The 24,427-nt window shown below is 65.2% G+C and carries 27 protein-coding genes and 1 pseudogene; 12 read left to right on the top strand and 16 right to left on the bottom strand.

Annotated features, from left to right (window positions below; genetic code table 11):
* Positions 1–184 precede the first annotated feature (184 nt).
* Entirely contained in the window at positions 185–868 is a 684-nt protein-coding gene (locus tag AC5Y30_RS03520; RefSeq protein WP_499916325.1) for a GAP family protein, read from the bottom strand.
* A 268-nt stretch (positions 869–1,136) separates the two neighbouring features.
* Between AC5Y30_RS03520 and AC5Y30_RS03515 the strand changes: the two genes are divergently transcribed.
* Positions 1,137–1,898: an SDR family NAD(P)-dependent oxidoreductase gene (locus AC5Y30_RS03515; RefSeq protein WP_499916323.1), complete on the top strand. Its 762-nt coding sequence runs from the start codon at positions 1,137–1,139 to the stop codon at positions 1,896–1,898.
* A 31-nt stretch (positions 1,899–1,929) separates the two neighbouring features.
* Here AC5Y30_RS03515 and AC5Y30_RS03510 read toward each other — a convergent pair whose 3' ends face one another.
* Entirely contained in the window at positions 1,930–2,583 is a 654-nt protein-coding gene (locus AC5Y30_RS03510; RefSeq protein WP_499916321.1) for a biliverdin-producing heme oxygenase, read from the bottom strand.
* A 141-nt stretch (positions 2,584–2,724) separates the two neighbouring features.
* On the opposite strand from AC5Y30_RS03510, the gene AC5Y30_RS03505 reads away from it, so the two are divergent.
* The 3 genes and pseudogenes from AC5Y30_RS03505 (at position 2,725) to AC5Y30_RS03495 (ending at position 5,545) form a co-directional block, all read left to right on the top strand.
* The gene (locus tag AC5Y30_RS03505) at positions 2,725–5,010 is read left to right on the top strand and encodes a SpoIIE family protein phosphatase (protein ID WP_499916319.1); all 2,286 of its coding nucleotides are present in this window, start codon (positions 2,725–2,727) and stop codon (positions 5,008–5,010) included.
* 93 nt (positions 5,011–5,103) lie between these two features.
* Positions 5,104–5,343 (top strand): annotated as a pseudogene (locus AC5Y30_RS03500) (nuclear transport factor 2 family protein); the annotation flags it as partial.
* A 10-nt stretch (positions 5,344–5,353) separates the two neighbouring features.
* Complete coding sequence (locus tag AC5Y30_RS03495; protein WP_499916317.1) at positions 5,354–5,545, top strand: nuclear transport factor 2 family protein; 192 nt, start codon at positions 5,354–5,356, stop codon at positions 5,543–5,545.
* A gap of 29 nt (positions 5,546–5,574) precedes the next feature.
* On the opposite strand, the gene AC5Y30_RS03490 is transcribed toward AC5Y30_RS03495, so the two are convergent.
* The 5 genes from AC5Y30_RS03490 to AC5Y30_RS03470 form a co-directional block, all read right to left on the bottom strand.
* Entirely contained in the window at positions 5,575–6,117 is a 543-nt protein-coding gene (locus tag AC5Y30_RS03490; protein WP_499916776.1) for an FKBP-type peptidyl-prolyl cis-trans isomerase, read from the bottom strand.
* A gap of 73 nt (positions 6,118–6,190) precedes the next feature.
* Entirely contained in the window at positions 6,191–6,544 is a 354-nt protein-coding gene (locus tag AC5Y30_RS03485) for a DUF732 domain-containing protein (protein ID WP_499916315.1), read from the bottom strand.
* A 139-nt stretch (positions 6,545–6,683) separates the two neighbouring features.
* Positions 6,684–7,850, bottom strand: coding sequence for a serine hydrolase domain-containing protein (locus tag AC5Y30_RS03480; protein WP_499916313.1), 1,167 nt, complete (start codon positions 7,848–7,850; stop codon positions 6,684–6,686).
* Positions 7,847–9,313, bottom strand: a complete 1,467-nt coding sequence (locus tag AC5Y30_RS03475; RefSeq protein WP_499916311.1) for a biotin carboxylase — start codon at positions 9,311–9,313, stop codon at positions 7,847–7,849. Before AC5Y30_RS03475 ends, AC5Y30_RS03480 begins: the two co-directional genes overlap by 4 nt.
* Before the next feature lie 193 nt (positions 9,314–9,506).
* Positions 9,507–10,142, bottom strand: coding sequence for a TIGR03086 family metal-binding protein (locus AC5Y30_RS03470; protein WP_499916309.1), 636 nt, complete (start codon positions 10,140–10,142; stop codon positions 9,507–9,509).
* Between the two features lie 51 nt (positions 10,143–10,193).
* Here AC5Y30_RS03470 and AC5Y30_RS03465 point away from each other — a divergent pair, with 51 nt between their 5' ends.
* Complete coding sequence (locus tag AC5Y30_RS03465) at positions 10,194–10,625, top strand: MarR family winged helix-turn-helix transcriptional regulator (protein ID WP_499916308.1); 432 nt, start codon at positions 10,194–10,196, stop codon at positions 10,623–10,625.
* Positions 10,626–10,630: 5 nt separating this feature from the next.
* Here AC5Y30_RS03465 and AC5Y30_RS03460 read toward each other — a convergent pair whose 3' ends face one another.
* From AC5Y30_RS03460 to AC5Y30_RS03440, 5 genes are all read right to left on the bottom strand, one after another.
* A complete protein-coding gene (locus AC5Y30_RS03460; RefSeq protein ID WP_499916306.1) occupies positions 10,631–11,107 on the bottom strand; it encodes an SRPBCC family protein in 477 nt (158 codons plus the stop codon).
* Positions 11,104–11,811: a DUF899 domain-containing protein gene (locus AC5Y30_RS03455; RefSeq protein ID WP_499916304.1), complete on the bottom strand. Its 708-nt coding sequence runs from the start codon at positions 11,809–11,811 to the stop codon at positions 11,104–11,106. The genes AC5Y30_RS03460 and AC5Y30_RS03455 overlap by 4 nt, the downstream gene beginning before the upstream one ends.
* 653 nt (positions 11,812–12,464) lie before the next feature.
* Positions 12,465–15,827 carry an ATP-binding protein gene (locus AC5Y30_RS03450; RefSeq protein WP_499916302.1) on the bottom strand — a complete coding sequence of 1,121 codons (3,363 nt, stop codon included), beginning with the start codon at positions 15,825–15,827 and terminating at the stop codon, positions 12,465–12,467.
* Positions 15,820–16,554: a DUF4194 domain-containing protein gene (locus tag AC5Y30_RS03445; protein WP_499916300.1), complete on the bottom strand. Its 735-nt coding sequence runs from the start codon at positions 16,552–16,554 to the stop codon at positions 15,820–15,822. Before AC5Y30_RS03445 ends, AC5Y30_RS03450 begins: the two co-directional genes overlap by 8 nt.
* Entirely contained in the window at positions 16,551–18,020 is a 1,470-nt protein-coding gene (locus tag AC5Y30_RS03440) for a DUF3375 family protein (protein ID WP_499916775.1), read from the bottom strand. The genes AC5Y30_RS03445 and AC5Y30_RS03440 overlap by 4 nt, the downstream gene beginning before the upstream one ends.
* A gap of 221 nt (positions 18,021–18,241) precedes the next feature.
* Between AC5Y30_RS03440 and AC5Y30_RS03435 the strand changes: the two genes are divergently transcribed.
* On the top strand, positions 18,242–18,478 hold the full coding sequence (locus tag AC5Y30_RS03435) for a hypothetical protein (protein WP_499916298.1): 237 nt from the start codon (positions 18,242–18,244) through the stop codon (positions 18,476–18,478).
* Here AC5Y30_RS03435 and AC5Y30_RS03430 read toward each other — a convergent pair.
* Positions 18,475–18,924 (bottom strand): hypothetical protein, encoded by a 450-nt coding sequence (locus AC5Y30_RS03430; RefSeq protein ID WP_499916296.1) that lies wholly within the window; start codon positions 18,922–18,924, stop codon positions 18,475–18,477. The two genes, AC5Y30_RS03435 and AC5Y30_RS03430, sit on opposite strands and share 4 nt — an antisense overlap.
* 51 nt (positions 18,925–18,975) lie before the next feature.
* On the bottom strand, positions 18,976–19,686 hold the full coding sequence (locus tag AC5Y30_RS03425; protein WP_499916773.1) for a cutinase family protein: 711 nt from the start codon (positions 19,684–19,686) through the stop codon (positions 18,976–18,978).
* 143 nt (positions 19,687–19,829) lie between these two features.
* Here AC5Y30_RS03425 and AC5Y30_RS03420 point away from each other — a divergent pair, with 143 nt between their 5' ends.
* Positions 19,830–20,411, top strand: a complete 582-nt coding sequence (locus tag AC5Y30_RS03420) for a dihydrofolate reductase family protein (protein ID WP_499916294.1) — start codon at positions 19,830–19,832, stop codon at positions 20,409–20,411.
* Between the two features lie 134 nt (positions 20,412–20,545).
* Positions 20,546–21,346: a PPOX class F420-dependent oxidoreductase gene (locus AC5Y30_RS03415; RefSeq protein WP_499916292.1), complete on the top strand. Its 801-nt coding sequence runs from the start codon at positions 20,546–20,548 to the stop codon at positions 21,344–21,346.
* Between the two features lie 110 nt (positions 21,347–21,456).
* On the opposite strand, the gene AC5Y30_RS03410 is transcribed toward AC5Y30_RS03415, so the two are convergent.
* Positions 21,457–21,912 carry an MPT63 family protein gene (locus tag AC5Y30_RS03410; protein ID WP_499916289.1) on the bottom strand — a complete coding sequence of 152 codons (456 nt, stop codon included), beginning with the start codon at positions 21,910–21,912 and terminating at the stop codon, positions 21,457–21,459.
* Between the two features lie 307 nt (positions 21,913–22,219).
* On the opposite strand from AC5Y30_RS03410, the gene AC5Y30_RS03405 reads away from it, so the two are divergent.
* Positions 22,220–22,822, top strand: a complete 603-nt coding sequence (locus tag AC5Y30_RS03405) for an LGFP repeat-containing protein (protein ID WP_499916287.1) — start codon at positions 22,220–22,222, stop codon at positions 22,820–22,822.
* A 123-nt stretch (positions 22,823–22,945) separates the two neighbouring features.
* On the top strand, positions 22,946–23,101 hold the full coding sequence (locus tag AC5Y30_RS03400; RefSeq protein WP_499916285.1) for a hypothetical protein: 156 nt from the start codon (positions 22,946–22,948) through the stop codon (positions 23,099–23,101).
* Positions 23,102–23,144: 43 nt separating this feature from the next.
* Here AC5Y30_RS03400 and AC5Y30_RS03395 read toward each other — a convergent pair whose 3' ends face one another.
* Positions 23,145–23,426, bottom strand: coding sequence for a hypothetical protein (locus AC5Y30_RS03395; protein WP_499916283.1), 282 nt, complete (start codon positions 23,424–23,426; stop codon positions 23,145–23,147).
* A 165-nt stretch (positions 23,427–23,591) separates the two neighbouring features.
* Here AC5Y30_RS03395 and AC5Y30_RS03390 point away from each other — a divergent pair, with 165 nt between their 5' ends.
* Positions 23,592–23,978, top strand: coding sequence for a MerR family transcriptional regulator (locus AC5Y30_RS03390; RefSeq protein WP_499916281.1), 387 nt, complete (start codon positions 23,592–23,594; stop codon positions 23,976–23,978).
* A complete protein-coding gene (locus AC5Y30_RS03385; RefSeq protein ID WP_499916279.1) occupies positions 23,975–24,373 on the top strand; it encodes a VOC family protein in 399 nt (132 codons plus the stop codon). Before AC5Y30_RS03390 ends, AC5Y30_RS03385 begins: the two co-directional genes overlap by 4 nt.
* Positions 24,374–24,427 lie beyond the last annotated feature (54 nt).

Below are 24,427 nucleotides of genomic sequence, written 5' to 3'. Positions count from 1 at the left end.
CCACCTCCCGCGCGCTCTTGGCCTCGGTGCATCATCGCACTACTTGACAGCGTGCAGGACCAGAAGAGGTGTTGGAGCGCTATGACTCGCCTCAGAGGAACTTGCCTGTCATCCCGAAGTGGAGCTTGATCGGGTTTACGGCGGAAGAAGAATCGCTCTGTGAGACATCAGAAGTCGCCGTGCGTCACCAGAGCGCGCTGTGATTGACCAGCGCATCGGCGATGAGCCCGGTTCCGAACACCAGGAACAACAGCCGCACCGACATCGGGCCATAGCGGGTGAGGCCACGCACGATCGCGCGCTGAATACGCTTGGCTCGCATGGTTTTTCTCATCGACAGGATGAGGATCAGCAGCGGCGGCGATAAGGCGATCGCCCAATAGGCGATGACGACCAGCGGCCAGAGCGGCGGTCTGGGGTGCAGCGCGGCGATCATTGCCAGCCCGGTGAGGTAGGGCACCGCGGTCGGTGCTTGGCCGCTACCCACCGCTAACCCCAAAAATCCCAGCAGCCACGGCCGTTGCCGCATTGCGGCCAGCGCCCACCCCGGTGCCGAGGATTGGGCGGTCAGCGGGAAATAGGCCAATCCGATCAACACGATCCCCAGCAGCAGTTCGCCACGGAAGCGAATCGCCGGTGTCAGGTGAAAGTCAAGCATCTCGGTGATGAAGCCGATGCCCAGCACGGTGCACATGCCGAACGCGGTCGTCACCGCGAACACGCCCGCGATGTAACTCAGGGCGCCGGGAATTGGTGACCGACGACCCAGTCGGCTGTCGAAGATGACGGCCGAGACCACTCCCAGGTTGAGCACGTTCAGCGAGTCGAGAAGCGCCAATCCGGCAAGTGCCAATGCCAGAGCCGCCACGCGTCTGTACCGGCCCTAGCCTGCGGATTCCCCGGCGGCCGGCAACCGGCCGCTCGCTGACCACGAGATCGAAGCGGCGATCATGGTGCAGACTCTAGTTCGAGTGAGGAGTCGCCCGCTGAGGCTGCCCGTTCGCAGTCAAGCGGTGACATCACAAGATGGCGGGGCGCGGGCGCGCGAAGCCGGCCAAATAGCCTGGCGGGTAAGTAAAGTAAGCAGGCTTCGGATGACCGAACGCCGCCCGTCGCGCCGAGCTCAGGAGAACTGAATGGGATTGCTCGACCACAAGACCGCGGTCATCACCGGTGCCAACTCGGGCATCGGCCTGGCCACCGCTCGGCGGTTTCTCGCCGAAGGCGCCGATCGGGTTTTCATCACGGGCCGACGCGAGCCCGAACTCAATGATGCGGCAAAGCAATTGGGGCCGCGCGCCACCGCAGTGACCGGTGATGTCGGATCGCCGGAAGATCTCGATCGGCTGTACGCCGAGGTTGCGGCCGCCGGTAAGGGCCTCGACATCGTGATGGCCAACGCCGGTTCGACGAGGGTGGCGCGGCTGGGGGAGATCACCGACGACGACCTCGACGCGCTGTTGACCACCAACGTCAAGGGAGTCGTCTACACCGTCCAGAAGGCGCTGCCACTGCTCAACGACGGCGCCTCCGTCATCCTGACCGGCTCTACCACCGCCGATCGCGGCCGCGCCGGACTGAGTATCTACGCCGCCACGAAGGCGGCCGTGCGGTCACTGGCGCGTGCCTGGGCCAACGAACTCGCCGACCGCAGCATCCGGGTCAACGTCATCGTGGCCGGGTCCACCGCCACCCCCGGAAGCGACGCACTGGCAGCGCAGACCGATCCCGAGGCGTCGGTCGAAGAATTCCGCGCCGGGCGCATCGCCACGATTCCGCTGGGCCGCTTCGCCGATCCGACCGAGATCGCCAATGCCGCAGTGTTTTTGGCCAGCGATCTGTCCAGCTTCAGCACTGGATCAACCGTGACCGCCGACGGCGGGTTCAATCAAGTTTGATGCGTCCGCTGGGCTCGCGCATCGACGTGCGTCAGCGCTGATGGTCCACGATGGCGCCGGCCAATTCATCGAAGAGCGCCTGGTTCAGGCCGAAGGCGAACTTCACCTCGGCGACGATGCGATCGATTTCGGCGGCGTCGGTGCTGAGTGCGTCGAGGCGAGCCCGGTAAGCGTCCTTATACGGTTTGGGCCGCACCGGAAATTCGTAGAACGCCAGGCCGGCGCCGCGCAGCCCGAACGTCCGGTCCAGGATTTTGCCGATACCCCGGCCTCCGGAGAGGTCCCCGAGATAGCGCGTGTAGTGGTGTGCGACCAGCGCACCGCCCCACGTGAGAGCACCGAGCCGCTCGGCGTAGGCCACCGCAGCGGGCGAGTCGACTTCCTGTTCGGCACCTTGGGGCAGCCAGTGTTCGAGGTCGGCATCGAGAGCCGTCAGGCGCTCCAAGGCCGGGTCGTACACGGCGGCCACCATGGAATCCTCGCGGCGGGCCCGCACGGCTTCCTCCAGGGCCGCGTACACCACGCGCAATCGCAGCAAGTAGTCGGAATATCCCGCCGCGGCGATCCGGCCGGCGAGTAGTTCGGACATGAACGGGCTCTGCTCGGCGGCGTCGTGTTCGGCCGCCGAGCCCTCCTTCATCGCGACCGACAGGCGGCGGCTTGTTGGGACGGCGATCGAGCGCATGACCTGCCCAGATTACATTGGTGATCGCGGCGGCGGCGGTTACAGCGGCGGATGCGAATCGGCGCGCGCCACAATCGCGACACACATTGATAGCGTGGAGGTCTGGCTGCCACCCCTCGCAAATCCGATCAAGCCGCTCGCGTGACCAGCGACGAGCGGCTCGTCCGGCCATCGGTGCCCGCGAATCAGCCGATCGAGGGTCTCGTGCCGGTCGGCACCCCGATCGACCTGGACAACTGTGCGCGTGAGCCGATCCACATCCCCGGCAGCATCCAGCCGCGCGGTGTGCTCGCGGTGGTGCACGAGCCGGCGTTCGAGGTGCGTCAGGTCAGCGCCAACGTCGTCGACCTGCTCGGCCGTCCCGTCGAGACCGTGCTGGGCCGGCACCTGTCCGAACTGATCGGTTCCGAGCAAGCGGCCCGCGTCGAGCAGGCCGCGGCGACCTTCGGCAGTCTGCGCCAGCACAACCCGCACGAGTTGACGATCGAGGTCGCCGGGGAGTCGCGGGCCTTCGACGCGATCCTGCACCGTGAGCCGGGCGGCGTGCTGTTGGTGGAACTCGAGATCGCTTACGGGGAGCGGCCGTTCTCGTTCCCGAACACGTATCAGGCGGTCCGCGGTGCGGTGGAGGAGTTGAATCGGGCCGCCACGCTGACCGAGCTGTACGCCACCGCCGCGCGCGCCGTCCGCGACCTGACCGGCTTCGACCGGGTGATGGTCTACCGCTATGACGAGGAGAACAACGGCGAGGTCGTGGCCGAGTCCAAGCGCGACGACCTCAACTCCTTCCTCGGCCTGCACTACCCGTCGACCGATATTCCGGCGCAGGCGCGCGCACTGTACGAGAAGAACTGGATACGGCTGATTTCCGACGTCGGCTACACGCCGGCACCGCTGGTGCCGAGCGTCGACCCGGTGACCGACGCGCCGCTGGACCTGACGTATGCCACGTTGCGCAGCGTTTCGCCTATTCACATCGAGTATCTGCAGAACATGGGCGTGCACGCATCGATGTCGATCTCGTTGCTGCGGCAGGGGCGGCTGTGGGGGCTGATCGCCTGTCACCATTACGCAGGTCCGCACCTGCCGCCGTTCGGCACGCGGGTGGCGGCCGAGTTCCTCGGCTCGACCCTGTCGCTGCGACTCGTCGACCGATTCGAGGACGAACAACTACACAAGCGGCTGGCCGCGCAGGCCGTCGTCGCCAAGCTCCTCGCCGCCACGCTGGACGATGGCGAACCGCTGTCGGAGGCGCTGCTCGGCGCGCCCGACCTGCTCGACCTCGTGCCCGCCGACGGCGTGGTCATCGACATCGGGGGCGATCTGCGGATGCGTGGCTCGGTTCCACCACCGGACATCGTGGCGGCCGTCGCCGCCTGGGCGCGTGACGTGGACGACGACATCGCGAGCAGCGAGTGCCTGTCGGGCGCGCTGCCCGAACTCGATCTCGATCCCCAGGTGGCCGCCGGGGCGCTGGTGCTCAACCTGCCTGACGGGCAATACGCCATCTGGTTCCGGCGGGAAGTGCTGCGCTCGGTCGATTGGGGCGGCGACCCATACAACAAGGCGATCGCGGGCAGCGAGGATGACCAACTTCGGCTCAGCCCGCGCAAATCGTTCGACCGCTGGCGCGAGATCGTCCACCAGCGCAGCGAGCCGTGGTCGCAGAGCGAGACCGATTCCGCGGTGTCGTTGCGGCGCCACCTGGTCGAGTCGCTGTACCGCCGCACGCGGGGAGCGCTGCGCGTGGCCGAGACGCTGCAGCGCAGCCTGCTGCCCGAGTCCATCCCGGCACTCGAAAATTGGGAACTGTCCGCCCACTACGAGCCCGCCTCAGGGGACAACGTCGGGGGCGACTGGTACGACGCGTTCGAGCTGCGCGACGGCCGGCTGATCGTGTTGATCGGCGACGTGGCAGGGCATGGCATCGCCGCGGCCGGCACCATGGCGGCGCTGCGCAACGCCCTACGCGCCCAGTTGTTCGCCGGCGCCACACCTGCCGAGGCGCTACAACAGCTCAACGACTTCTGCGTGCACATGCTGCGCGGAGCCTTCGCCACCGTCATTGCCGCGCGGGTCGATCTCGGCTCGGGTCGGGTGGAGGCGGCGTCCGCCGGTCACCTGATGCCTTACCTGACGAACTCCCGCGCGCCGGCGGTCCCGGCACCGATCAAGCTCTCGCCGCCCATCGGCGTCAAAGGTGTCAGCTACGCCCCCAGCGCTTTCACCATCGAACCCGGACACGGCTTGGTCCTGTTCTCCGACGGACTCGTGGAACGCCGGGGCGAATCGATCGACGACGGGCTCGATCTTCTGGCCGAAATCCTCGGCCGCGCGCATGATTCGGCGGCGACCCAGATCTGGACGGCGATGGCATCGGGCCATACCGACGACGACGTCACCATCATCACGCTGCGCCGCCCCTGAGCTCTCGTTAAGCGCTTCGTGTATCGGTGCCCAAACCGGTCGCGGTCATCTACAGTTCGAAACCTAGCGAACCGCAACCACCAAGGACGTGAGATGGCGAAAAGTGTTGCGCCCAAAAACGACAACGAGAAGATTGTCGTCGATTTCATACATGCCGCTTACGGCCAGAGCATGGACATCGACGCCATGACCGCACTCATGGCCGACGACTTCGTCTGGCGACTTCACGTGCCACTATCACCGGTAGTTCGTGGACGCGACGCGGCGCGAGCCGAACTCGAGAAGCACAACACCCTGTCGACGGGCATGATCGAGGGGAGTGAGATCCGCACGATCGTGTCCGATGACGACACCGTCATCGTCGAGCATGGACGTGAACGCCATGAACGGCGTCGCGGTCACATTCCACGTCACAGCGCTGTTCGAGCTTCGCGACGGCGCGATCACGCACTGGCGCGAGTATTGGGACACCACTCACGTCGCGCAACAACTCGGGATAGATCCCGCGCTCATGTTCGCGCCGTTGAGCGAATGAGCTACGGCACAACGGGTTTGACGGCGGCGTTATCCCGCGGCGTTGAGGATCTTGATGGCAAACACAAGCGAGTCGCCGGGCTGGATCCCGGCGCTGGGCTGACCTTCGGGGTAGCCATCGGCGGGGACCATCGCGACGGCGACCGTGGACCCGACTTTTTGCCCCGCGATGGCCTTCTGGAAGCCCGGCACGACTCCGGTGAGCGGGAAGTCGACCGGTGCGCCGCGCTGATAGCTGCTGTCGAAGACGGACCCGTCACGTCCGTTGACGCCCATGTAGCAGACGGAGACCCGCGCGGTGCTGGAGACCACCGGCCCATCTCCGGCATGCAGTGTGTGCACCTGGGTTTGGCTCACGCTGAACGGTGCGGTGACGTTCACCAGCGGAGCGGTCGTATCCGTGGACCCGGTGACCGCAACGCTGCCCGTGGTGCCGCTCAGCGTCCAGTCGGGCGTTCCGCCGTTCTGCGGTGCCGTGGTAGGGCAGGAGCCGGCCGCGGTGGCCGGTCCCGCGGCAGCGAGCGTCATGGCGGTTGCTGCGACAGAAGCCGCAAGCGCGACGGAGAAATACATCCGGAAGGACTTCACGGCCGACACGCTACAGCCAGTTCTGGCATTGCCCACCGATAGGTCCTGCCCTGGCTTCTCAGGTGCACAGGCTGGGGGCGTCGCACACATTGCCGGGGCAATAAACCGAGTGAGCGGCGTTGACCAGGCTTCCGACGTCGAGCAACGACACGCCCTTCGTGTCCAAGCGGGCGTGCAGGTCGTCGGCGATCTGTTGCGGCGTCCAGCCCCAAGTGAGGTCGTAGCAGACGTCGTGCGCCTCCGCGATCAAAGCCTCTTCCGTCTTCGGCGGCCACGTGAGGCCGACGGCGCGCAACTGCGCGAGGTACGCGTCGTCTTGGGGGGTCGCGGCCGCATTGCCTGGGCTGCCCACAACTGCCGCGGCAACGATGACCGGGGCCGCGATTGTCGCCAGCCTGCGAGGTGAAGGCATCTGATTCCCTTCCCATCCCTGCGGCGCGAGAGAGCCGTCAAAACTGTGCCGCTGCAAAGCAAGACAGACAGCAGAATAGCCCAAGGTTGAAAAGCGGTTCGCCGAATTCTCCGCATGCGCCGGCACACTGGCCCGTGATTCACGCCAAGTCGCGTGCCACCGCATCGAATGCGAGCAACGTGTCGAACATGTGCTGCTCATGAGAGGCCATGTGGGTGGACAACTTGGCGGCGACCAGCTCCGCGCGGCGATTGACGTAGATCATCTGACCGCACATGCCCTGGCACAGCACGACGTCCTTGCCGGGATAGGGAATCCACATCTGGTTGCGGTACATCCCGCCGGGCGTTTCGTTGTCGTCGGGGCTGGCGGCGAACGCCTGACGCGAGTCGGGACCGCCGTCCAGAGTGTCCGCGATCCACGTCGTCGGCACGACTTGTTGGCCGGTCATCGAGACACCGTCGCGCAGGAACAGCGAACCGAACCGGATCATGTCGGTGAGACACGCGCTGATACCACCATCGAAAAACCCTGTGCCGCAAGGATCTACACCGATCGTCGCGTCTCGTTGGGCCCCGATGCGGCTCCACAGCAATTCCGACATCAGCTGGGGCATTCGCCGGCCGCCGGCGACTTCGCAGATCCAGCCCAGTACATCGGTTTCACACGAACGGTATTCGAACGGGCCGCCATGAGCGGACTTCTGGCGCAGAGTCAACAGGAACTCTTGCAGCGTGGCGGGAGCATCCGCACTGCGCTTGGGTGCCCAGCCCATCGCCTGGTCGAGCAGATGTATCTCCGCGGCCCGGTCGTCGTAGCTCTCCGAAAAGGCGACGCCCGACCTCATGTCCAGCAGATGACGCACCGTCGCGCCCGCATAGCCGCACTTCGCCAGTGCGGGAACGTAATCCGTCACCGGCGCATCGAGTGCGATCGCGCCGGCCCCGTGCAGCGCGCCGACCACCGCTCCCACCAGCGACTTGCTCACCGAGAACAGCAGGTGCCGGGTCTGCGGTCCCATGCCACCGGAATACTCCTCAGCCACCATCTGACCGCGGTGGGCGACGGCCCATCCGTCGGTGGCGGTGCCGGCCATCACCGCCCCCACCGTGGTCGCCGCGCCACCGGTGCCAGTCACGGGGATGGCGGACACCGGAGATGTGGCTGCCGGCAACGCCGCGACCGGTCCGGTCCCGCGCGAGATCACCTCGGTGGGCACGAAGTCCTCGACGTGCTGGAAGGACCAATGCGCGTAGGGCGCCGAGAGCCAGTTGTCCAAGGCGAGACCGGCCGGGGCGCCTTTCACGCTCGTGCGACGAGCCGGGAAACGATCGGCGCGGCCGGTGTCAGGGGAGTCGAGACGAACTTCGCCTTCATACCCTTGACCCAGCGCTGGCAGCGCTCGCTGAGCCGGTAGTCGTCCGTCTGCAGGTGTGAGCGAGTGACGAGCACGCCGAGTTGGGCGCCCTGCGAACGCAAGTCGCCGGGCGCCGCGACCCGCATGTAAAAGGCCTCAGAGCCGTCGAGCAGCGTGGCCCAGTCGTTGGCGGTCCGCGAAAAGGAGACCCGACCGTCGTCGTCGATGCGCCACACGCCGGTGCGTGGCGTCGCGGTGAACAGCTCGATGTCCGGCGAAGTCTCCGTGATGATCACCTGACCCCAGACCTCGTCTTCGCCGTAACCCCGCTCCCAGCGGGAGTTGATCTCATCGATATCGAGCTCGTAGTCCACGTCCATGTACTCGAGCAGATGAAAGAGGAACAACGGCATGTCCGCGTACGCCTCGGTGGTCAAGTTCGTCATCGGGCTGGCCCCGCTCAGGCGCGGGTTCACCTCGCCGAGGTAGAGCTGGTCGGAGTCGAGGTCGTGCAGAAGGTCCACCTCGAAGTAGCCGCGGTAACCCTCGCGGCGCATCACGTCACCCAGCTTTGCCACCATCTCTCGGGCGGCGTGAGTCTGGGCGGGCGGCAACACCTCACGCCAGATGTCGTTTCCACACCAGCTACCCCGGCTCGGGGTCAGTTCCGAATAACCGACGAGGCTCGTCATGGCGGGACCGACGACCGTACCGTGGCGGGTCACGGCGCCCTCGAGGCACACTTCGACGTTGCGTATGCGCTTCATGACCTTGATTTCCTGCTGCGAGGTCAGGTCACCGGCGTGCTGATCCCAGTCGCGCTGACCGTGCACAAAGAAGGTCCCGCTGCCGGCGTTGCCGTAGGCCACCGAGATGACCAGGTCATCGCCTAATCCGGCGCTCTGCGCGAGCTGCAGAAGCACGTCGTAGGAGCCGGCCCGTCCGATCGTGTGTGGCACGCTCGGTATACCCGCCTCGTTGGCCAGGCGCGTCATGACGATCTTGGAGCCCAAGCGCTGACGCACCTCGATCGGCGGATGCATCACCTCGAGGCCCGCCGACCGCGCCAGAGCCTGGATTTCCTCGTTGAGCATCACAAAGCAGCACTTGCCGCCCGGTCCTTTACCGGCGATGAACTCGACCGTTTCGGGATCGGACAGCAGGTGGCTGCACACCTCGTCCATCGACTCGAAGTCACGACGGTCGCGCCGCCGCGGCACGAACACCCGCGAGTGGGTGCCCTCGAAAGAGTCAAAGTAGGTCAGGTAGAAGAAGTTTCGTATCCAGCGGTCAACGCCGAGCAGGTTGAACGGGGTGGGCGAGATGAAGTAGAGCGGCACCTTGTTCGTGTGAAAGAACGCGCGGATGTCCGAGAGGCCGTTCAACGTCCGGCGCGTTTCGGGCGCCGTCACGTCTGCCCCCTACACGTCGATTCCTGGACACTTTCATCCATTGCACCAGTCTGTACCCCGGCACCGCCCGACGGAACCACGAAATGCCTATTGCATTGCTCGCCAGTAGATTAGGTCGGCTTCGCCGCTGGACAACGATAGCCGTGGCGCGGTGGTGAGCGAGTTCTACATCCACAGGCCTGAGGAGTTCACCCTAGTTCGCAAGCCGCGACCGCGCCTGAAGCCATTCGGGAGTGCGGCCGAGATGGTGCAGAATGCGGTCGAGATTCGTCGAGCTGGGCGCATCAACGGCATGCGCAAACGGTGCGTCGGTTGTCTCGCGGTAGTCGCCCTCAGGTACGGCAAGGGCCAGGGGCAACGCGGCCTCGACCACGTCATCGGGGAGGCTGTAGGCCACGCCCAGCGCTTCGGCGACGTCCCAGCCATGTACTACGTAGTCGACGAAGTGGAAACCGATGGCGAGGGCTCCGGGGAACGTCGCGTTCGGCCCGAATTCGGGAAGCGCAAACGACGCCTCGAGTATCCCGTCGTCGGCGAAGGCGGCCAGGACGTCGCGGGCCGCCTCCGCGTACGTGCCGCCGGGGTCGACAGTGATCGCACCCGCCACGGCGTCGGCTCGCCACACGTCGGATCGCGCTCCGAATCCCCTTGCAGCGGCGGCGAAGCCACGATGCTGGGCGGTCATGTGAGCGAGCAGTTCGGCCAGGTTCCAGCCCACGCAAGGCGTGGGTGCGTGGAGATCGGCAACCTGGACGGCGTTGACGAGGGCGATGGAGTTCAGCACGGCGATCCGATGGAAGGGCCGCACGTCGGGAAAATTCGTATACATACACTTATCATATGTACGCGTTTATGTTATTGCAACGCTTACCATGACGAGATGCCACCGAAGCCCCGGCGGGACGACCTTGCGGCGATGTTGCATCCGCTACTCAGAGACCTCGTAACGGCCGAACTGCCGATCCTTGCCGCTCACGACGTGAGCATGTGGGGATACGTCGTCCTCAACGCGTTGGACAAATCGCCGATGCGGACGCAAGCCGCTCTCGCCGAAGCCATTGGCGCCGATAAGACAAGAATCATCGGCACACTCGACGAGCTTCAACACCGGGGATTCATCGAGCGTCGTCCCGACCCCGAAGACCGCCGGGTCCGACTACTCGAGATCACGCCGGCCGGACGCAAAGTCAAGAACCTGGTGCAGGTCGAGATTCAACGCGGCGAGGAACGTTGGCTGTCCCAATTGACGGCCGACGAACGCAATGTCTTCCTTCGCGCGCTCCAACGCCTCAGCGGTGCCGACGCCGAATGACGTGTTCAGCTCGCGATCGAGCGCTCCAGCTCGGTCAGCGACGCGACGAGGTAGTCCTCGCCGAAGATGGGCATCTCGCCGACGCGATCACGAAACGCCTGCGGCGTGCCGCTCCAGTCGTACGTGAGGGTGACGTCGGTCCGATCACCTTTCGGGGCGAGGTCGTAACGCCAGAACCAGCCGCCCGCAGAGTGGTTGCCCGTGTCATCGAGCACCCCCGGCATCCAGCCGATGGCGCGGTCCGGCTCGAACACATTGACCAGGTTGTGCGTGATGTAATCGCCGCCCGCTCGGGTCAGGTACATGTTCATCGCGAACATCTGTCCCGCGGCGGTGATCGGTACGGTGTCCACCGCGTCGCGGACCCAATCGGTGGGCTCGGTGTTCCTGTGGCGGGACGGGTCGGCGAGGACGGCGAAAATCTCGCCGGGGGCGGCGGCGATGGTGCGGGTGATGACGTAGCGTTCGGGGTTGGCGCTCATGGGTTGTCCTCGTTCCCGGTGGGTCCGTAAGCCGCGGCAATAGCGGGGGAGTCGAGCCACCCCGAGTAGGTTGGCCGCGAGGGCCAGCCTTCTGGCGAATCGAGCCACTCTTCTTGACGACCCCACGGCAAAGTGTCGATCAACCCGAACGAGTGACTGAGTTGCTCGGTGCCCCGCCCGTTCGTATGCCATGTGCGGTACACCGTCTGGCCGGCGCGCAGGAACACGTTGACACCGAAACTACCGCCCGGCGGCGCGTCCATGTCGGCGCCAAACGTGCTCTGCGATGACGAATACCAGTCCATCCGATTGCCGACTTTGTCCTTGTAGGCGAGCGCTTCCTCGATCGGTCCGTTGGTGACGATGACGAACCGGGCATCGTAATTGTCGAGGAACTCCAGTCGGGTGAATTGCGAGGTAAAGCCTGTGCAACCGCCGCACTGCCACTCCGCGCCGTCGGACCACATGTGGTGATAGACGATCAGCTGCGATCGGCCGCCGAAAACGTCGGCCAGGCGGATTGGACCGTCGGCGCCGACCAGGGTGTAATCAGCCACTTCGACCATCGGTAACCGCCGCCGCTGGGCGGCGATCGCATCCAGTTCGCGGGTGGCGGCCTTCTCGCGCTTGCGTAATTCGTCGAGCGCTGCCCGCCAGGTTTGGTGATCTACCACCGGCGGCAGGGCCGTGATTCGGGGCGACATGGCACCACCTTCGCTCTCGATTTGCCCGTTTGACAGTCTGACTCGTGGACCGCCCGAAAATCATCGGCAGCTGGCCGAACCGGTGCGCTCGAGCGCGCAAGTGCTCGTCTCCCGCGCATTGAGGACCCGAACGACTGTCTGCGTCAGGTCACGGGGTTCCTGAACACATGAAAGGAAAACCGCACCACGGCTTCTGCAACGCCTCCGGCGGAGGCGGACCACCCTCCCAAATCCCGGGGGCGGCGTTTCCATGGCCCCAATAGACGCCGTACCAGGTGTGGCACTGACTCGCGTCCCAGTTGACTTCCGTCCCCGGACATCCGCGGCCGGTCTGTGGATGAAGCCCGGTCTTCTGGTCTTCCGGGCAACAGGTGTATGGCCCGCTCGCGCCGGGTGGTACCGGCCCGTCTTCTGAAACTAAGCCGTGGGTTTGCGCCACCGGGCCGGGCTGCGCCTCGGCACTACCCACGGCGAGCCACATTCCGGGTACAGCGAGGCCGCCCGACAATGCGGTCGCGGCCACTACTTTCTTCAGGGTTCTGGTCGTGCCCATGGCATTGTCCTCTCGCTCTGCTATTCAACGCCGAAAGCTTGCGAAAGTTTTGCGTTTTGGCCCGGCTACCGATCCCAAGATGCGTTCGCGGCGGGTAGCCTCACACCCCGGCCGGGACCAGTGCGGCAGAGGTCCGCATCTCGTGGCGCAGCGCGGTGAAATCCGTGATCGTCTTGGTGCTCACCGTCGCCACCGGGCGGGCGTTGCGGCCGGTGGCTTCGCGCTTGGACACCATCACCACACTGTCGATGTAGGGCTGGATGGTGGTGGCGTTCTGCACGGTGGCCACGATGACGAGCTGGAAGCCGAATTTTCGGAACGCCTGCAAAGCCTGCTGAGCGAACTGCGGGTCGGACTTGGAGAACGCTTCATCCAACATCAACTGGGCGAAAACCGGTCTGTTGTCAGCACTTTCGGGGTTCGCAAGGTTGAAGCTCAACGCGCCGGCCAGACAGAAGGCCATCAGCTTCTCCTGCTCACCACCGGAGTTGTCGCCGGCGTTGCTGTGTGTGCGAATCAGCTCATCGCCGCCGACATCCCACTCGGCGCAGTCGAACGTGAACCGGTTGCGGACATCGAGGGCGTCCCGGGTCCAGGCCTTGTCTTCGGGTGCCGTCGACGCAAGTCGATTGCGCAGGCGCAGGATGTCGGCGTACTGGTCCAAAATTGCCTGCTTGTCGCCGAGTCCGACTTCGGCGATGCGCCGTGAGATGGCCCGGACGATCTCGGTGAGTTCGGCAACCGCGGTCAGGCTGCGCGGGGTGGCACGCAGTGTCAGCCGGGTACCGCGGTTGAACTCGACCGCGCCCAGGCCGGTGTTGACCCGTTCGATCTGCTCGCTGATCCGCCGCGCCTCCTGCTCGGCGACCCGGTGCAGGGTGAGGATGGCGTCGGGCGCCTGCTCGGTGACCAGTCGCATCATGCGCTCGTAGGCCTCGGGCAGTTCCCGCTCGTCGATATGGCGGCACAACGCGACGTAATCGTGCACGCGTTCGTCGAACACGTCGCTGTCGTTGGGGATCGCGTCGGGGAACGCGGTGTCGAATGTGTTCAGGATGCGCGCGAGTTCATCGTAAGAGCGCCTGCGGCTTTCGCGCAGTTGTTCGCGTTCGCGCCGGATCGCGGTGAACACCGCGTCGCGGTGGGGTTCGGGGTTGAGCATGTCCAGCGGAACCGGCACGTCGGCGGCGTACCGGTTCAACAGGTCGGTCAGCGGTTCGGACACGAATGCCGGGGCGAGCCGTTCCTGCAGCTCGAGCAGCCGAGTGCGACGGCCGTCGAGGTCGTCGCGGCGGGTCTGGATGGCGCCGCGACGGGTCATCAGGGTTTGGATCTGTTCCCAGCACTCCTCGGCGCGGGCGGTGAGCGCCTCGACATCGGGGTTGTCGGCCAGCAGCATCTCGAACTGCTCGCGCAGCCGGTCGGCGTGCCCGTCGGCGGTGTCGGTGTCGACGTGCGTCCACTGCTCGAACTGATCGCAGATCGCCTTGAACGCCGCGGCCCGGTCCCGCCACTGCTGGCGTTCGGCGGCGATATCGTCGGCGACGCTGCGGGCCCGGCGAAACGCTTCTTCGGCGTTGGCCAAATCAACGGTCAGCGCGTCGACTTTGGCGGCGACGTCGCCCTGGTAGATGTAGTCGGCCTGCTTGAGCGGCCGGCGATCGTCCTTGACGGCCAGCCGCTCGGAATCCTTGTACAGGCCGGTGTCGGTGACGGCGCGGCGGAAGCGAGGAAACACGTCGGGGGTGTCGACGCAGATGTGATCACCGGCGGCGGCGACGACGTCCGCGGCCTCGGCAGCGCAGTCATGGGTCGGGTCGACGACGAACAGCTTGCCGGCCAACGTGTTCGGGTCCGCCTCGGTGACCTCAGCGCCGACGAACCTGGCGCGGACGTGATGCAGCTGCAGCCGGCCACCCATGTTGGTCTCGTTGACGAACCGCAGCACCGCCGCGTACTGACTGTCCGGCACGAGCAGGCGCAGACCCACACCGCGCAGCACCTTTTCAACTGCGACGCGCCACCGGCTCTGGTCTGGCCGCAAATCCATCAGCTCGGCTATGTATGGCAGCTGACGGGGGTCGATACCCACAGCGGCGCAGATGCGTTCGCGCATGGTGAGCGCGAACTCCGGAAGCGCCGAGCCGACGCGCTCGACCCGTTTGAGTTCCCTGGCGGCATCGTCGCGGGCGATGCGGGCGACTTTTTGGGCGTACTCGGCATCGGTCGACGCTTCTCGCCCGCGGTCCAGTTTGGCCAACAGCTGGGTGGCCCGCGTGCTGAGTTCCTCGCGCAGATTCCAGAATTCCTCGGCGGTGTCCGGGATTTCGAGGCCGTGCGTGTTGAGCATCGCTTCGTAGGCGGTGCGCCGGCGCGATACCTGCTCGGCGTGCGCCTCGGCGCCGGCTACCTGTGATTGCAGCGGGCCCAAGCTGGTGCTGGATCCGCTGATCTGCGCGTTGAGCGAATCGCCCTCGGCCTTGGCGAGATTGAGCTGGCGGGTGACGTCTTCGTATTCGTTGCCCAGCTGATCGATGGTGGCGTCGAGCGATTCGATCTGCGCCGGGCATTGTGCGAGCCGAACGTGATCGGTGTAGGCGCGCACCATCGGTTGGTCGACGAGATCGATGATGCCCAAGTCGGAGGACTCCGAGGTGTAGCGCTGCTGGAGCTTCTCGATGTCGCCCAGGATCTTGCGTTTGCGTTGCGCGACGGCCAGCAGTTCGCGAGCGTCGACCAGCGGGTCGATCTGCTTGAGCGCCTCGGGCAGCCGGGTGAGGCTGCTGGGCTCATCGAGCATGAACTCCCGGACGAATTGCTCAAGCCCACCAACGCTTTTCAGCGATTTTGCCTTGCCGAGCAGCTGCTGCGCGGCGTCGGACGCACGGATGCCGATGGTCGCGTACAGCTGGGCGAGGTACTGCGATTCCACCTTGGTGGAGAATCGCCAGTCGTCTTTGAACACGGCCGCGTCGAAGCGGCCGGCGGCCCAGCGGTTGCAGACGCTCTCGATGTCGCGGTCACCATCGGCGAGCACGAACCGGCTCGAGGAATCCGACCGCGATTCGCCGGTGAGCCATTTGAGTACCAGGCCGGTGACGGTGCGGCCCGCGTTGCTGCGGTAGGTGACCGCGATCGCCGACCAGGCGGTGCCGTCACCGCGCAGGTACATGACCTTGCTGGTGCCGCCATCGCTGCGCTGTCCCCAAGCGCCGCGAACGTATTTGTCGACGGTCCGCCGGCCCGCGCTCGACCCGGCGGCGGTGGTGTCACCGGAGGCGTTGAAGTTACGCCGGTTGAACGGCAGGAAGCCCAGCGAAATAGCATCCAGCAGTGAGGATTTGCCGCTGCCAGAGGCGCCGGCTATAAGTGCGCCACCCTCGCTGAATCCGATGGAGTGATACCCGTCGAAGACACCCCAGTTGATGACCTGCAGGCGCGACAAGTGGAACTGTTCAGTCATCCCGGCGGTCCTCCTCGTCGGCTGCGACTTGTTCTTGGGCAGCGCCGCCGCGCAGGAGGATTTCGAATTGCTGCTGCAGCTCGGTGATTACCGAGGCTGTCATGACGGCGTTGATGACCGGGCTGACGGTGTAGCTGTCCTCGTCGTCGCGGGTCTTGCGCAGGATCTCCAACGACGCCAACCGGGCGACCGCGCCGTCGATGCGTGCGGTGAACGTGACGGCGTCGCGGTCGACATCGTTGAGGACACCGGAGAACAGCCCGTGCATCTCGTCGCGGCTGATCACGACGGCCTGATCGCCCGAGGCGCGCATCATCTGAGCCAGGTGTAGCGCCAGGATCGAGTCGTAGGTGCCGAGTGGTTCACGGCGCAAAAGCTTTACGCCCCGGGCGGATTCGTAGCGGGCCTGTTCGACGAACGCGACCCCGTCAGTCTCGAAGGCGCCCTCGACGACCCGCAGCAACAGGTCCAGTTCGGACAGTCTGACCGACAGCTGGGCGCGGTATTCGAGCACCCAGGTGTAGATGTCGCGGTCGGTCTCGGCGCTGATGTAGCGGCGGGTCAGCAGCTGTTGCAGCGCCCAGCAGGCCCGATCGGGCAGCTCGGACACGTCGCCGTCGAATCGGGGCCGGCGTTGGTGCGGCGGCCGGGCGGTCTGGTCGACCTGGGGGAGTGCGGAGAACCCGCTGTAGCCCGCGATGTCTTGAAAGGCCTCTTCGACGGTCACGCGGTTGCTTCCATCAGGCTGGAGACCGGTTCGGTGAAACTCAAGTACGGAACCTCCATTTCGCGGTCTCGTCCGTCCAAGGACTGAAAGCGGACCGTGACCGACTCGGAGACCTGTCCGGACTCCGGTTGTTTGAGCGCCCAGGACCACAGCACGATGACGTGCCCGAGGTAGGCGGAATCGAGCATCGCGACCGCGTCGGGCAAGGATAGTCTCGTCCCGGAGCTGATCGCGGCGTTGATCATCTCGGACATCGCCGGGGCGTCGACTTGGGTGGTCAACGCGGCGAAACTGCTCAGGTCGACGTCGCCCTCGGCGATGTGGGCAGGTTTGGGGTTGGACAGGTCGCCGATTCGAAAGCTCAGTGCGCCAACCGAACTGAACGCGTGGCGAGCCAGCGGGAGTTCGATGTCCAGCCGGGAATCGGTCAGCGATGTCTTGAGCAGGTTGCGGGCGGCGCCGATGGCTTCGTTGAGCTGACGGGCCACGCCGCGGCTCTGTTCGAGGGTGCCGAACGCGGTGAACCGTTTGACGCGCTGCGCGCAGCGCTGTTGAATGCGTTCCACTTCGTCGATCTGGTGACCGACAAGTTCGAAGAAGCCGGCCATCACCTTGCGCAGCGCCGGGTCGAGGGCGGGGAGAGCCGCGGCGACCGCGGCGACGTCGGCCTCGAACTCCGCACGCTGATCGGGATCGTTGATCATGCGCAGGAAGGCGCGGTGCGAGTCACGGCCCTGGGAGTCCCAGGCGGCCTCGTAGTCGGCGTACATGCGGCGCTGCCGGTCGCGGTACTCGGCGTTGCTGTCGATCGGCTCGTCGAGGGCCGCGGTGGCGCGTTCGATCATCGTCCCGTACTGGCCGATGTCGGTGATCAGACGTTCCATCTGCAACGCGATGGCGTGGGCTTCGTCATAGGCGTCGGTGAGGTCGACATCATGGTCGTCCGTCGGGCCGGCGTCGTCGAGCGCGTCGAGTTCGGTTTGTAGCGCGGCGATTTCGGCCTCGACGCCGGCGCGGATGCGGTCGCGGTCATTTCCGACCCGCAATGCGACCTGCTTGAGGCGGGCGGCGATGCCGTTGATCGAGCCGCCGGTCGCGATGGTGTCCTGCCGGCGCATGCCCCGGAGGAAGTCGAGTGCCCGGCGCGCCTCCTGAGTCAGGTAACACAGGTTGCGTTCGACGCCGGAGCGCTGGTCGGCGACCCGGTGCAGCCAGCCCTGGCTGGCCCAGGACTTGATCAGGGCCAGGCCGGACTGCTCGCCGGCCGGATCGATCTCGGCGAGGTCGCGTTCGAGGCGGACGACGAGGTCGGTCTCGGCGACCACGCCGCCGCTGAGCTGGCGCTCCATCAGGGTGGCGTAGAGGTTGAGGTTCAGCGCGGCCAGCAGGCGGACCGTCGGCGAGCCCTGAAGGCCACGATTGAGTTCGAGCAGGTCGGCAGGCGACAGCGTGGTGTCGTCGTCCAGCACATGCCCTCCGTCTCGATCGATCGCGTCTCGCGACGATCCAAGATATGGCACGGGGGAGACAACCGGCGTTCAGTGGGCGGGGTGTCGCGGGATGGTTTGGGTTAGTCGGTCACAGTGGTCTCAGGCATCTCTCGAGCCTCAGTGGTCGCTGCACATTGCCTCACTGATGCGTCGCGGCGGCAGACCGCGTGCGCCCGCCGAAGGCTAGGATTCGCTCCATGACTGCGCTGCTGGTCGCCAAGGCGTTACTGCTCGGCTTTCTCATCGTGGCCTGCGTCGCACTGACGGTGACTTACGTGCGAAGACGTCGAGCCGGCGTGCAGCCATGGAAAAACCCTTACGCCGCACCGTATCTCGATATATATCAGGGCGGACTGCCACCGGTTCCGCCGCCGCCGTCAACCGCCCACGAGCGGCCTGCTGACGGCGAGCAGCCCGATAGCGTTGCCGGCTAACCCCAGTAGGCGAAGCTACAGGTGGGCCGCGGCTCACTCTTCAGGGACACGAGCTTGCCGCCATCCATGATTATCGTGCAGGTCAGGGCGGCGTCACCGCCGTCGGCGCTAACCTGTGACTCGACCTCGTTGTAGACGGGGTACTGCTTTTCCCACGGCAGTGGCACATTGGACTCGGTCTGCTCTGGACCTCCGTTGATCCGGTAACGAATGGTCACCGGCGCGCTGCCGCCGCTGACCTTCATGACCGCCGTGCCGACCGGCTGGCCGGTAGGCGCCGTGGACGTTGACCCCGGTGGTGACGACGTCGCGATCGGTGGGGTGGTACCCCCGCCGCTAGTGGTATGTACCGCTTGTCCGGTAGTGCTCTTGGTGCACGCCGTCGGGGCGACGCCGACCAGAACGATGCTGACGATCAACCCGGCGGCGCGACGATACGAACGCATTGCCAAAGCCTACGATGACCGGCGCCCGACTCGGGTGGGAAACGACGCGCGCTACAGACGTTGCGCAGCGAAATCCGCGCCCTGATCAACCATGCCGTTCGCCGCGTAGAGGGTGTGCGCCAGTCCCGGCGGCCCCGGAGGTGCGCCATCACAGATGTTGTCATCGGCGGCGCACAGCTTGATCGTCTTGCTGGCGTACAGGGGGCCGATCGTGATGGGCGGTGCGCCGCCGCCGCGCAGGAACTCGTTGGAAGGTGTCCCGAAAAGGACGACCGCGGCCACATGATCAGCCACCGAGGGAGGCAGCGGTTGCGGTACATAGGACGCGAACTCCTGCGGCACTTCCTTGGGCACTGCGGCCGAAGTGACGAAGCCCGCCACGGCAGCGCCCTGCGAATACCCGCCAAGCACCACTTTGGTGTTCGGGCAGCTCGACGCCGTGGACTCGATATGAGTGCCGGCGTCCCTGATCCCGTCCACAACGGTTCTGGCGAAAGCTAGGCCGCCGTTGAAGTCGCTACTGGCCTGGTAATTGACCGGATAGACCCCGACCGATTTGCCGCCCACTCGCGACCCGAGCGCATCGACGAACGCCTGCCCGATCCCGCCAACCCCAGGCGGCTCGCCGGTACCGCGGGCAAACACCACTTCGACGTTGGGACATGGCTCGGCGGAGGCCGCGGGGGCGGGTGCGCAGATCATCCCCGCCCAGGCCGTTACGACGGCGGCAGCGAGAGACCAGATGGATCGTAGCGAGCTCATGCCTGCGAATGCCCGCACATGATTCCGCCGAAACCAGGGCCTGCCTTGCAGCAGGGACCGCGACCAGCTGGACGCGATTAGTTTCGCCATGGCTTTCAGTCTGTATCGCCAAACGCCATCGATCGCACTCGAGGAGACCAGCAATGACTGCCACCTATACCTTCGACGTCTTTTCCAGCCTCGACGGCTTCGGCGGCATGAACGGCGGCGACTGGGGCGGTTATTGGGGCAAGCAGGGCCCCGAATTACTCGACCGCCGCCTCGCGCTGTATGGCGGTAAGCAGCGAATGGTCTTCGGCGCCAACACATATCGGCTGTTCACGCAAATGCTGGCCGATAGCTCCGAGGATTCCGACGTGCGTGACCCGTGGGTCACGCGGATGAGGCAGCTGCCGGCGACGGTGGTGTCAACCACCCTGGATGGGCCTCTGGACTGGCCTGACGCGGCCGTTGTGAGCGGCGACGCCGTCGATGTCGTCGCCCGACTCAAAAAGGAGTCCGAGGTCCCGCTGCGCTCGCACGGCAGCCTGTCGATGAACCGGGCGCTGATGGCCGCCGGCCTGGTCGACCGGGTCCAGGTGACGCTCTTTCCCGTGATCACCGGTCAGACCGGTGATGACCCGATATTCCGGGGCGCGGCCGACTTCGACCTCGAGCTGATCGAAAGCCGAACGCTCGACGGCAATATCCAAGAGCTCGTCTACCGGCCCACCCTGCATGTCTGAGCCCGTCCACGCACACCAGCCGGCATGAATCGGCTGCGGCGTGGGGAGGCCAATGGCGTCGAGCCTGACGTCACATATCGACAACACACTCCGTCTAGCGACTAAGAGAACAAGACCTCTGTCGGAAGGGCGGCATGATGAATCGCTGGAATACGCTAGCGCGGCTGTACCTGGTCGCGATGACATCGGGTGTGGGAGGGGCCACCGCCGGGATCGGAATCTGGTGCCTGATTGACCCGTCTTCATTCGCCGCTGCCGTCGGATTTGGCGCACACCGGCACTTCCTGCATGACGTCGGAGCGTTCCAGCTCGGCCTCGGCGTCATCCTGCTGCTCGCACTGGTTTGGGGTGATGCGCTGGCCACCGCGCTCGCCGGCTTCATCGTGGCCAACACCGTGCACACGGTGAACCACATTGTGGACCTCGACGAGGGGGGCTCGGCCGCGCAAGCGTGGGTTCTCGGAGCGGTGTCGGTTGCGCTGTCACTGGCGTTCATGCTGCGCTTGCGCCAACTCGGCTATGTTGTGGGCGCCGTTGGCACGGCGACCAATTCGGCGCTGGCGCCGTTCGTGCGGCAAAAAACCATCAGCCTCACCACCTTTCGTAAGGATGGCAGGCCAGGTTCTAGCCCGGTGAGCATCGTTGTGGACGGAGACCGCGCATACTTTCGGAGTTTCGAGCAGGCGGTCAAAGTGCGCCGAATGCGGCGTAATCCCATGGTCGAATTCGGCCCCGCCACGGCATCGGGCAAACCAACGGGATATACCCAATCCGGCCGCGTGCGCCTGTTAGAGGGCCCTGAAAATCTGAAAGCCGCACGCCTGCTGCGGCAGAAATATCCGTTTCTGCATGGCGTATTGGTGCCGTCGGCGCACCGGCTCATGCGCACGAAATTCGGTCGCACGGTCCACGCCGAGCTGAATCCGTTATCGTGACGAGCCGCAGCACATCCGAATCAGATCGGTGATCTGGCCGCCCGTTGCGATCGGTTAGACCCCGTGGGTAGCGCACGAACGGCGCGCCAGCGACGAAAAGGCGAGAGCTGCTAGCCTTTCCAGACGACCTTGTCCGTGCCGCCGGCGTCCCGGTAGACGACGCTGTCGGGGTTCGTCCCGTTGCGAACGTCGAAGTAAATGCGCCCTGTCACAGGGCTTCCCAAGGGGAGTGGCCCCTCGGGAAGGCCGTCGGTCTGGTTGCCCTTCATCACCGCGAACGTGGAGCTGTTGACGGCCCTAGCGTTGAAGTCGGCAATGTTCGGGGTTGCGTTCCCGCTCACGCCTTTTGCCGTGACGTCGGAGTACCACACGCCGTCGTTGTGGCCGCTGGGCTGCAAATTGCTCACCGTGTAGTCGATGGTGCCGCCCATACTGGAAATCTCGGCCATCTGGCCGAACTGCAGCACTTGCGGATCGGCGAACGCCGGTGTCGCCGCGAAGAGTCCGGCCGCCGCCAGTGCAGCGGTTGCTGCCGTCGTTTTCGATGCGATGTGTGAGAACGCCATTTCGGGCTCCCTTCGTCATGTGCCGACCGTTCAGGCGCGGCAGTTAGCTCGAAGGTGTATCCACGGCTGGGAGTTTCAAACCTCATGTTTGCTGAATAAGACTGGCCGATTCTGAGCGGGCGCTCAATCGGGCACCGGTGATCCTCAAGGGAGGTACCGGGCTCGCCGGCTACGACCGCGTTGTAAGTTCACTCGGGCTACGAAGACCGCGATCGCCTGCGCACTCAATGGTTCGGTTATCGTCCCGGGCCAGGCGCTGAGTCGGCTGCGGCTTGACGCACACCACAGGAAGGCGCGAGAGAAGCCCATGAGAACGATCGCATACCGCCGCGCGGCAGCCGTCGGCCTGGCCGCCGTCGCGCTGATAACCGCCGGCTGCAGCAATGGCAAGCGTGTGGATGCGTCCGCACCGCCTCAGGCCGGGATGAACACCACGTCTACAACCCCAGCGCAGCCCACCGAGGTGAAGCTCATTGGGGAACGCGACGTGGAGGTGACCCTGACCGGCCCGATCGCCGTCAAATATTCCTCGGCAACCGAAGAACAGAAGAAGGCGCTCGCCAAGCCCCTGACGGGTGACCGCAACGCGGGAAAGCGGGAGAGCGGCGTGGTATTCCAGCAGTTCCAGGGCGGCGCGATCGTCGCCAAGAACGACGCGGCTGGCACGCCCGCATATATCGTCCTGGGCAAGATCCGGGAGGCCTGGAACGTCCCACGCGACCCGGCCGGCGCGCCTGCAGTCACCGGCTCTAACGGCTCGGCTGGGCCGTTGGGCTTACCGGTCACCGACCAGAACGCCGTCGGCGATCTGCTGGTGTCGAACTTCGAGCACGGCAAGATCGAATACAACCCGAAGACCGGCCAAGTCGAGGTGACCGTGAACGGCAAGGCCGTGCCGTCCGGGCTGTAGCCCGAACGGGGCGCTTGAATCGGCGGCGCGGCAGATGAGGCGAGTCGAGGATTCGAGGAGTGGCACGACGGGTATGCGCAGGGGAGTGGCATCTGCCGCGGTAACCCGTAGATCGGAGCGACCGTGATTGTCCTCGGCATCATCCTTCTCGTTATCGGCTATTTCACCGGGCTCAGCATCCTGTACACGATTGGCGGGATTCTCGTCGTCGTCGGCATTATCTTGTGGATCCTGGGCGCGGTGGGGCGCCCCGTCGCTGGCCGCAAAGTGTGGTTTTGACGCGCGTCGTGTCGCGTGGCTTTCAGTGAGCTAAGCGCTGGCGTCATCGGTCGTGGCGGTCGATCTCCTCGGCGGTTTTGCGGATGAAGGTGATTGTGTCGCCGGTGAGAATGTCATCGACCCCAGCTGCTTTGATGCTTGTTTCCAGCCCGTCGGCAATGTCGTTGAACAGTTGAGCCAGATCAGTCGGCGGTGGACCGGCGAGCTTGCCTCGTTGGGCGGCGATCCGGTCCGCCAGGTCGTCGCGTCCATTCTCGCGGGCTGTTCGCTCGTCTTCTTCGAGATATTGCAGAACTGCTGCTAGCTCATCTTTTTCGTCGCTCATTGTGAGAATGCTAGGCCAATGCCCTCTTTCCACGATCTGTAAAGCCCTGACCACCACGGGGCCATTGCGAATGTCAATTTGGATGGAGTCCAGGGAGGCGGCTCGAGTCGAGATCGCGTGCAGGGATTGATCCTGACGCCAGGTGAGGTTCTAACGTTTTGATTTGTGGATGATTTCGAACGCGCGGGACCGGGCGATCAGGTGTGGAAAGTCGGTGCTGTTGCGGAGTTGACCGGGCTGACGGTGCGGGCGTTGCATCATTACGATCACATCGGCCTGCTGGTGCCGTCGCGGCGGTCGAGGTCGGGTCACCGGCTCTATGACGGCACCGATGTCGCGAGGCTGTACCGGATCTGTGTGCTGCGGCGACTGGGGTTCTCGCTGGAGCAGGTCGCTGATGTTCTCGACGACCCGCAATGGCAGATCAAGCAAACGATGCAGCGGCATCTGGAGGACACCCGCCGGAGGGCGGCGTCAGCGGCCGAGCTGGCTACCCGGTTGTCGACGACCTGCCAACCGCCAATGAATTGTTCGCAACAATTGAGGAGATGACGAAGTTGGAGCCCACCGTTCGCGGCACTACGGCCCTGCTCGTCTACGACGATTTGCCGACCGCGCATGGCTACTTGGTGCGCGTGTTCGGGCTTACCCCCGGGCCACTGCATCACGACGAGCAGAACCGGTACTTTCACGGGGAGGTCAGTGCAGGTAGCCATGTGATCTGGTTGCACCCCCCGGGGTCGGATCACCTGTCGCCCAAGACCGTGGGGGCTGCGACCGGGATGACCGTCATCAACGTCGATGATGCTGATGCCCACTACCGCCGATGCCAAGCGGCGGGCGCCGACGTTATCGAGGAGCCGATAAATCAGCCCTACGGAGTCCGGGAATGGGGTGCCCGAGACTTGGAAGGCCAGCTCTGGTACTTCCACTCACCGCTGCAGTAGTGAGCGGACGACCCCGAAGCGGCGCGCGAAACATCGCGCAGTCCACCGGCGGGA

Source organism: Mycobacterium sp. NGS27 (assembly GCF_059813005.1).
This window is presented reverse-complemented; position numbering and strand designations above follow the sequence as displayed.

Bases quoted from the DNA above. Each gene is read 5' to 3' on its own strand.
- AC5Y30_RS03515 (WP_499916323.1), top strand. From the start codon at position 1,137: ATGGGATTGCTCGACCACAAGACCGCGGTCATCACCGGTGCCAACTCG.
- AC5Y30_RS03510 (WP_499916321.1), bottom strand. From the start codon at position 2,583: ATGCGCTCGATCGCCGTCCCAACAAGCCGCCGCCTGTCGGTCGCGATG.
- AC5Y30_RS03495 (WP_499916317.1), top strand. From the start codon at position 5,354: ATGACGACACCGTCATCGTCGAGCATGGACGTGAACGCCATGAACGGC.
- AC5Y30_RS03490 (WP_499916776.1), bottom strand. From the start codon at position 6,117: ATGTATTTCTCCGTCGCGCTTGCGGCTTCTGTCGCAGCAACCGCCATG.
- AC5Y30_RS03485 (WP_499916315.1), bottom strand. From the start codon at position 6,544: ATGCCTTCACCTCGCAGGCTGGCGACAATCGCGGCCCCGGTCATCGTT.
- AC5Y30_RS03470 (WP_499916309.1), bottom strand. From the start codon at position 10,142: ATGTATACGAATTTTCCCGACGTGCGGCCCTTCCATCGGATCGCCGTG.
- AC5Y30_RS03465 (WP_499916308.1), top strand. From the start codon at position 10,194: ATGCCACCGAAGCCCCGGCGGGACGACCTTGCGGCGATGTTGCATCCG.
- AC5Y30_RS03460 (WP_499916306.1), bottom strand. From the start codon at position 11,107: ATGAGCGCCAACCCCGAACGCTACGTCATCACCCGCACCATCGCCGCC.
- AC5Y30_RS03455 (WP_499916304.1), bottom strand. From the start codon at position 11,811: ATGTCGCCCCGAATCACGGCCCTGCCGCCGGTGGTAGATCACCAAACC.
- AC5Y30_RS03450 (WP_499916302.1), bottom strand. From the start codon at position 15,827: ATGACTGAACAGTTCCACTTGTCGCGCCTGCAGGTCATCAACTGGGGT.
- AC5Y30_RS03435 (WP_499916298.1), top strand. From the start codon at position 18,242: ATGACTGCGCTGCTGGTCGCCAAGGCGTTACTGCTCGGCTTTCTCATC.
- AC5Y30_RS03430 (WP_499916296.1), bottom strand. From the start codon at position 18,924: ATGCGTTCGTATCGTCGCGCCGCCGGGTTGATCGTCAGCATCGTTCTG.
- AC5Y30_RS03425 (WP_499916773.1), bottom strand. From the start codon at position 19,686: ATGAGCTCGCTACGATCCATCTGGTCTCTCGCTGCCGCCGTCGTAACG.
- AC5Y30_RS03420 (WP_499916294.1), top strand. From the start codon at position 19,830: ATGACTGCCACCTATACCTTCGACGTCTTTTCCAGCCTCGACGGCTTC.
- AC5Y30_RS03415 (WP_499916292.1), top strand. From the start codon at position 20,546: ATGATGAATCGCTGGAATACGCTAGCGCGGCTGTACCTGGTCGCGATG.
- AC5Y30_RS03410 (WP_499916289.1), bottom strand. From the start codon at position 21,912: ATGGCGTTCTCACACATCGCATCGAAAACGACGGCAGCAACCGCTGCA.
- AC5Y30_RS03405 (WP_499916287.1), top strand. From the start codon at position 22,220: ATGAGAACGATCGCATACCGCCGCGCGGCAGCCGTCGGCCTGGCCGCC.
- AC5Y30_RS03395 (WP_499916283.1), bottom strand. From the start codon at position 23,426: ATGAGCGACGAAAAAGATGAGCTAGCAGCAGTTCTGCAATATCTCGAA.
- AC5Y30_RS03385 (WP_499916279.1), top strand. From the start codon at position 23,975: ATGACGAAGTTGGAGCCCACCGTTCGCGGCACTACGGCCCTGCTCGTC.